The 1,842-nt window shown below is 73.2% G+C and carries 2 protein-coding genes; both read left to right on the top strand.

Annotated elements, in window-relative coordinates; translation table 11 throughout:
* The first annotated feature begins 97 nt into the window (after window positions 1-97).
* On the top strand, window positions 98-1,021 hold the full coding sequence (locus AB8Z75_RS34550; protein WP_369209041.1) for an LLM class F420-dependent oxidoreductase: 924 nt from the start codon (window positions 98-100) through the stop codon (window positions 1,019-1,021).
* Window positions 1,018-1,842, top strand: an 825-nt coding sequence (locus AB8Z75_RS34545) for a homocysteine S-methyltransferase family protein (protein WP_369209039.1), incomplete at its 3' end; no start/stop codon positions are given. The genes AB8Z75_RS34550 and AB8Z75_RS34545, both read left to right, overlap by 4 nt.

Below are 1,842 nucleotides of genomic sequence, written 5' to 3'. Positions count from 1 at the left end.
GTCGGGGCGCCGGGAGAGCGGACCGGCCGGGCGAAGAGCGAGGCCGGGCGATGCGGGGGTGGGGCGTCCACCAGGCCGCACCAGGCAAGATGGGGGCATGCGACTGCGAATTTTCACCGAGCCCCAGCAGGGGGCCGACTACGACACGCTGCTGAGGGTCGCGAAGGCCACCGAGGATCTCGGCTTCGACGCCTTCTACCGCTCCGACCACTACCTGGCCATGGGGGACTCCGACGGTCTGCCCGGGCCCACCGACGCCTGGATCACCCTCGCGGGACTCGCCCGGGAGACCAGCCGGATCCGGCTGGGCACGCTGATGACGGCGGGCACCTTCCGACTCCCCGGCACGCTGGCGATCCAGGTCGCCCAGGTGGATGCCATGTCGCAGGGCCGGGTCGACTTCGGTCTCGGTTCGGGCTGGTACGAGGACGAGCACACCGCCTACGGCATCCCGTTCCCGAAGGAGAAGTTCGGCCGGCTGGAGGAGCAGCTGGCGATCATCACCGGGCTCTGGGAGACCCCTGCCGGGCAGAAGTTCGACTACGAGGGCACCTACTACCAGCTCAAGGACTCCCCCGCGCTGCCCAAGCCGTACCAGGAGCGGATTCCCGTGCTGGTCGGCGGCTTCGGCGCCAAGCGCACTCCGCGGCTGGCGGCACGGTACGCGGACGAGTTCAACGTCCCGTTCGGCTCGCTGGCCGACAGCGAGCGGCAGTTCGAGCGGGTACGGGCGGCAGCCGAGGAGCGCGGCCGTGACGCCTCCGAGCTGGTGTACTCCAACGCGCTGGTCGCCTGCGTCGGCAAGGACGACGCCGAGGTCGCGCGGCGTGCCGCCGCCATCGGCCGCGACGTGGCCGAGCTGAAGGAGAACGGCCTGGCCGGCTCGCCCGAGGAGGTCATCGACAAGATCGGCCGCTACGGCGAGCTGGGCAGCACCCGGATCTATCTGCAGATCCTCGACCTGAGCGACCTGGACCACCTGTCCCTGATCGCCGACCAGGTGCAGGCCAAACTGGCATGACACCCCGCCGCCCCCCGCTCGCGGAAGCCCTGCGCGCCGGCCCCGTCGTCCTCGACGGCGGGCTCTCCAACCAACTCCAGGCCCAGGGGCACGACCTGGCCGACGACCTGTGGTCGGCCAGGCTGCTGGTCGAGGCGCCGGAAGAGATCACGGCGGCGCACGCGGCCTACGTGCGGGCGGGGGCGCGGGTGCTGATCACCGCCAGCTACCAGGCGTCGTTCGAGGGCTTCGCCCGGCACGGGCAGACCCCGGACGGGGCGCGGGCGCTCTTCCGGCGCAGCGTGGAGCTGGCCCGTGCGGCGGCGGCGCGCACCACCGATGAGGCGGTGTGGGTCGCCGGTTCCGTCGGGCCGTACGGAGCGGTCCGCGCCGACGGGAGCGAGTACCGGGGCAGGTACGGGCTCGGCGTCGCCGAACTGGTGGCCTTCCACCGGCCGCGGATCGAGGCGCTGGTGGCCGGCGCGCTTGACGTGCCGGCCGTGGAGACGGCGCCCGATGCGCCGATCAGGGAGACGGCGCCCGACGTGCCGACCGAGGCAGCGGTCCCCGATGTGCTGGCTCTGGAGACGGTGCCCGACGTGATCGAGGCCGAGGCGCTGCTGCGGGCCGTGGCTGGCTGCGGGGTGCCGGTCTGGCTGAGCTACACCGTCGCGGGCGGGCGTACACGGGCGGGCCAGCCGCTGGAGGAGGCCTTCGCCGTGGCCGCGGGGAACGAGCAGGTGCTCGCGGTCGGCGTCAACTGCTGTGCGGCGCACGAGGTGGGGCCGGCACTGGAGGCGGCGGCACGCGCCTGCCCCGGGGTGCCGCTCGTCGCGTATCCG

Source organism: Streptomyces sp. PU-14G (assembly GCF_041028275.1).
Taxonomy (GTDB): Bacteria; Actinomycetota; Actinomycetes; order Streptomycetales; family Streptomycetaceae; genus Streptomyces.
The sequence above is the reverse complement of the archived record's forward strand: the minus strand, read 5'-3'. Positions and strand labels throughout refer to the sequence as shown.

Excerpts from the sequence above, each read along its gene's own strand:
- AB8Z75_RS34550 (WP_369209041.1), top strand. The coding sequence starts at position 98 with ATGCGACTGCGAATTTTCACCGAGCCCCAGCAGGGGGCCGACTACGAC.